The organism is Aquirufa sp. Wall-65K1 (genome assembly GCF_054558475.1).
In genome coordinates this window covers 1-255 of record NZ_JBPXKD010000028.1, presented here as the reverse complement: position 1 = coordinate 255, position 255 = coordinate 1, and the positions used below count along the sequence as shown (strand labels likewise).

The 255-nt window shown below is 44.7% G+C and carries 1 protein-coding gene; it reads right to left on the bottom strand.

The window, feature by feature from the left end; translation table 11 throughout:
* Nucleotides 1-255, bottom strand: a 255-nt coding sequence (locus tag ACST15_RS12560; protein WP_459454998.1) for a hypothetical protein, incomplete at both ends; no start/stop codon positions are given.

Sequence of the window (255 nt, the reverse complement as noted above, 5' to 3'; positions counted from 1 at the left end):
CAGAAGTAATGGTACCTGTAAGTGTACCACCTAAAGTACCAGTACCTGTCTTACGAGTAAGAGTAACTGTTCCATCAGCGGTGGCATTGACCGCATTGCCGTTTACGTCGGTTAATGTAACTGTAACAGCAAACCCTGTACCAGCTGTTTGTTGCGAGATAGAAGAAACGACTAATTTATTCGCTGTACCAGCAGTGTAAGTAATGGTAGATTGAGTTTGGGAACCAGTACCACTTTTCACAGGAGCTGCGCCTA